Annotated in this window: 4 protein-coding genes; all 4 read left to right on the top strand. The window is 68.4% G+C overall.

The window, feature by feature from the left end; translation table 11 throughout:
* Positions 1–127: 127 nt before the first annotated feature.
* The 4 genes from clsA to CCN33_RS15745 all read left to right on the top strand — a co-directional run bounded on the left by clsA (position 128) and on the right by CCN33_RS15745 (position 4,701).
* On the top strand, positions 128–760 hold the full coding sequence (gene clsA, locus CCN33_RS15760) for a cardiolipin synthase ClsA (protein ID WP_031181999.1): 633 nt from the start codon (positions 128–130) through the stop codon (positions 758–760).
* Positions 761–851: 91 nt separating this feature from the next.
* On the top strand, positions 852–3,347 hold the full coding sequence (locus CCN33_RS15755; protein WP_086694245.1) for a mannose-1-phosphate guanyltransferase: 2,496 nt from the start codon (positions 852–854) through the stop codon (positions 3,345–3,347).
* A 101-nt stretch (positions 3,348–3,448) separates the two neighbouring features.
* The gene (locus CCN33_RS15750; protein ID WP_086694244.1) at positions 3,449–4,372 is read left to right on the top strand and encodes a DUF881 domain-containing protein; all 924 of its coding nucleotides are present in this window, start codon (positions 3,449–3,451) and stop codon (positions 4,370–4,372) included.
* Positions 4,369–4,701, top strand: a complete 333-nt coding sequence (locus CCN33_RS15745) for a small basic family protein (RefSeq protein WP_030808725.1) — start codon at positions 4,369–4,371, stop codon at positions 4,699–4,701. Before CCN33_RS15750 ends, CCN33_RS15745 begins: the two co-directional genes overlap by 4 nt.
* Positions 4,702–4,754 lie beyond the last annotated feature (53 nt).

Below are 4,754 nucleotides of genomic sequence, written 5' to 3'. Positions count from 1 at the left end.
GAGTAGGACGCCGCCGAACTCCTTTTACAGCTCCGGCTCTTGGGCATACAGCCCGAGAGCCGGAGCTTTTTTGCGTTGCGGTAGGGTCAGGGTGCGTTGTCGTCACTTTCGTACAGGAGGCTTCCGGGTGGAGGTCCAGGAGACCCGCGTCCAGACGGACCGGGTCCTCACCATCCCCAACATCCTCAGCATGGCTCGGCTCGCCGGTGTCCCTCTGTTCCTGTGGCTGATTCTCAGGCCGGAGTTCGGAGGCCCCAAGAGTGATGGTTGGGCTCTCCTGGTCCTGGCACTGAGCGGAGTCAGCGACTATCTGGACGGCAAGCTCGCCCGGCGCTGGAACCAGGTCAGCAGTCTCGGCCGGCTCCTCGACCCGGCCGCCGACCGGCTCTATGTCCTTTCCACGCTCCTCGGTCTCACCTGGCGGGAGATCCTGCCGCTGTGGCTGACCGCGCTGCTGTTGGCCCGGGAGCTCGTTCTGCTGGTGATGGTCGGCATCCTGCGTCGGCACGGCTATCCGCCGCCCCAGGTGAACTTCCTCGGGAAGGCGGCCACCTTCAACCTGATGTATGCCTTCCCGTTGCTGCTGCTCAGCGACGGAAGCGGTTGGATCGCGTCACTCGCCGCTGTTTTCGGATGGGCGTTCGCCGGATGGGGTACAACCCTGTATTGGTGGGCAGGAGTGCTTTATATGGTCCAGGTCCGCCGTCTGGTGCGCGCGGACTCGTTGGCCGACGGAACTCCGCGATCGTCCACGACGTGACGCTTCGATGGCCCGCGACGGAAAAGTGCGGGACAATCTGGACGGGTGAAGTCGGCTAGACCGTCGTCTCTTCGAGGAGGACGCTTCCGACATGAAGGCCGTCGTGATGGCCGGTGGCGAAGGCACGCGCCTGCGCCCTATGACCTCTAGCATGCCCAAGCCGCTCCTGCCCGTGGCCAACCGCCCGATCATGGAGCACGTGCTCAGGTTGCTCAAAAAGCATGGGCTCAACGAGACCGTGGTCACGGTGCAGTTCCTGGCGTCGCTCGTCAAGAACTACTTCGGTGACGGCGAGGAACTCGGCATGGAGCTCACGTATGCCAATGAGGAGAAGCCACTCGGTACCGCCGGAAGCGTCAAGAACGCCGAGGACGCGCTCAAGGACGACGCCTTCCTCGTCATTTCCGGTGATGCGCTGACCGACTTCGACCTCACCGAGCTGATCAACTTCCACAAGGAGAAGGGAGCCCTGGTCACGGTCTGCCTGACCCGGGTCCCGAATCCGCTGGAGTTCGGCATCACCATCGTGGACGAGGAGGGCAAGGTCGAGCGCTTCCTCGAGAAGCCGACCTGGGGCCAGGTCTTCTCCGACACGGTGAACACGGGCATCTATGTCATGGAGCCCGAGGTGTTCGACTATGTCGATCCCGATGTCCCCGTCGACTGGTCCGGAGATGTCTTCCCCCAGTTGATGAAGGAGGGCAAGCCCATCTACGGCTACATCGCCGAGGGCTACTGGGAGGACGTCGGCACCCACGAGAGCTATGTGAAGGCCCAGGCCGACGTTCTCGAGGGCAAGGTCGACGTCGACATCGACGGTTTCGAGATCTCGCCCGGCGTCTGGGTCGCCGAGGGTGCCGAGGTGCACCCCGACGCGGTGCTGCGGGGCCCGCTCTACATCGGTGACTACGCCAAGGTCGAGGCGGGCGCCGAGATACGCGAGCACACCGTCATCGGCTCCAACGTGGTCGTCAAGAGCGGTGCCTTCCTGCACAAGGCCGTCGTCGCGGACAACGTGTACGTCGGACAGCAGAGCAATCTCCGCGGCTGCGTGGTCGGCAAGAACACCGACATCATGCGGGCCGCGCGGATCGAGGACGGCGCGGTCATCGGTGACGAGTGCCTGATCGGCGAGGAGTCGATCATCCAGGGCAACGTCCGGGTGTACCCGTTCAAGACCATCGAGGCCGGCGCCTTCGTCAACACCTCGGTCATCTGGGAGTCCAGGGGCCAGGCGCACCTCTTCGGGGCGCGCGGGGTCACCGGCATCCTGAACGTGGAGATCACGCCCGAGCTGGCCGTACGGCTGGCCGGCGCGTACGCCACCACCCTGAAGAAGGGCACCACGGTCACCACGGCACGTGACCACTCCCGAGGCGCCCGTGCGCTCAAGCGCGCGGTGATCTCGGCGCTCCAGGCGAGCGCGATCGACGTGCGCGACCTGGAGAACGTGCCGCTGCCCGTGGCCCGGCAGCAGACGGCGCGGGGCAGCTCCGGCGGCATCATGATCCGGACCTCGCCGGGTGTGCCGGACTCCGTGGACATCATGTTCTTCGACGCCAAGGGCGCGGACCTCTCCCAGGGCAGCCAGCGCAAGCTGGACCGGGTGTTCGCGCGCCAGGAGTACCGGCGGGCGTTCCCCGGCGAGATCGGTGACCTGCACTTCCCGTCCAGCGTCTACGACTCGTACACCGGTTCGCTGCTGCGGAACGTGGACACGACCGGGATCGCCGAGTCCGGGCTGAAGGTCGTCGTCGACGCCTCGAACGGCAGCGCCGGCCTGGTTCTGCCCAGCCTGCTCGGCAAGCTCGGCGTGGACTCGCTGACCATCAACCCCGGTCTGGACGAGTCCCGGCCCACCGAGACCGAAGAGATGCGGCGCAAGGGCCTCCAGCGGCTCGGCGAGATCGTGGCGTCCTCCGGAGCGGCCTTCGGCGTACGGTTCGACCCCGTCGGCGAGCGGCTGTCGCTCGTGGACGAGAAGGGCAGCATCATCGAGGACGACCGGGCGCTGCTGGTGATGCTCGACCTGGTCGCCGCCGAGCGGCGCAGCGGCCGGGTGGCGCTGCCGGTGACCACGACCCGGATCGCGGAGCAGGTGGCCGCGTACCACGGCACCCAGGTCGAGTGGACGACCACCTCGCCGGACGACCTCACGCGGGTCGGCGGCGAGGAGGAGACCATCTTCGGCGGTGACGGCAAGGGCGGCTTCATCGTCCCCGAGTTCAGCAGCGTCTACGACGGCACCGCGGCGTTCGTGCGGCTGATCGGGCTGGTGGCGCGGACGCAGCTCACGCTCAGCCAGATCGACGCCCGGATTCCGCGGGCCCATGTCCTCAAGAGGGACCTGGCGACGCCGTGGGCGGTCAAGGGCCTTGTCATGCGCAGCGTGGTCGAGGCGGCCGGCGACCGGTCCGTGGACACCACGGACGGCGTGCGGGTCGTGGAGAGCGACGGCCGCTGGGTGATGGTCCTGCCCGACCCGGCCGAGGCGGTCACGCACCTGTGGGCGGAGGGCCCGGACGACGCCTCCGCGCAGGCCCTGCTGGACGAGTGGTCGGCCGTGGTGGACAGCGCCGGCCGCTGATCCCCGCAACACTCCGAATCTGCCGGACAGTGCCCCCACCGGGGGTGCTGTCCGGCAGGTGTATGGGGCTCGTTCGAAGACACCGCTCGCGGCATGCGACGATGTGCGGCATGCCGCAGCAACCCCCCGTTCGGAGCAGCCCCGCGCGGCCGGGGCGCCCGGACGCCTCGATGTCGTTGATCACCAACGTGATGGACCACAGCCTGGACGACGGGTACGCCGAGGCCGCCGCGCGCCGGAAGTCCCTGGGCGAGGGCGGTCTGCCGAAGACCCTCCGCGCCAAGCTGGGCCTCGCGGGCGGCCTGGTGCTCGCGGCCCTGGTGGTGACGGTCGGGGCGTCGCAGGCGCACGTCGCGGCTCCCGTGGTGGCCAAGGAGCGCCAGGAGCTGATCGACCGCATCGACCGGGAGACCACCGCCGCGGACAAGCTGGAGAGCGGGGTCGACCAGCTTCGTGAGGACGTGGGCGCGCGGCAGCGGGCCGCGCTCCGGCAGAGCGGGGGCAGCCAGGCGGACCTGGTGAGTCTGCTGTCGGGTGCCATCGCCGTGCACGGGCCGGGCGTGAAGCTCGTGGTGAACGACGCCAAGGAGGCGAGCAGCGGGGGAGACGGCACGAACCCGCGCGAGTCCGCCGGCTTCTCCGACACCGGGCGGGTGCGTGACCGGGACATGCAGCGCGTGGTCAACGGGCTGTGGGCGTCCGGCGCCGAGGCGGTGTCCATCAACGGTCAGCGGCTGACCGCCCTGTCCGCGATCAGGGCCGCGGGTGACGCGATACTGGTCGACAACAGGCCGCTGGTGCCGCCGTACACGGTGCTGGCGGTGGGGGACGGGCAAAAGCTGAGTACCGCGTTCCAGAACAGCGCCGACGGGTTGTACCTGCACGCGCTCCAGGACAACTTCGGTATCCGCACCGCCATCTCCGCGGAGGGCGACGTCCGGTTGCCCGCCGCACCGAGTGTGATCGTACGAACAGCACAGCCGAGCGCCGAGCAGGCCGAGAAGACTGAGAAGGGCACATCGTGATCGCCGTACTGGGCCTCGTCGTGGGAGTGGTGGCCGGACTGTTGGTCCGGCCCGAGGTTCCGGCGGTGGTCGAGCCGTACCTGCCCATCGCCGTCGTGGCGGCGCTGGACGCCGTGTTCGGCGGGCTGCGGGCGATGCTCGACGGCATCTTCGACGACAAGGTCTTCGTGGTCTCGTTCCTGTCCAACGTGGTCGTGGCCGCGCTGATCGTGTTCCTCGGCGACGAGCTGGGCGTGGGCGCGCAGTTGTCCACCGGCGTGGTCGTGGTCCTGGGCATCCGCATCTTCTCCAACGCGGCGGCGATCCGGCGCCACGTCTTCCGGGCGTGAGCGGGATGAGCGACCAGCAGGAGCGGCCGGAGAACGGGCTGCGCAAGGAACTC

The organism is Streptomyces recifensis, from assembly GCF_002154615.1.
Taxonomy (GTDB): Bacteria; Actinomycetota; Actinomycetes; order Streptomycetales; family Streptomycetaceae; genus Streptomyces; species Streptomyces griseoluteus.
This window is presented reverse-complemented; position numbering and strand designations above follow the sequence as displayed.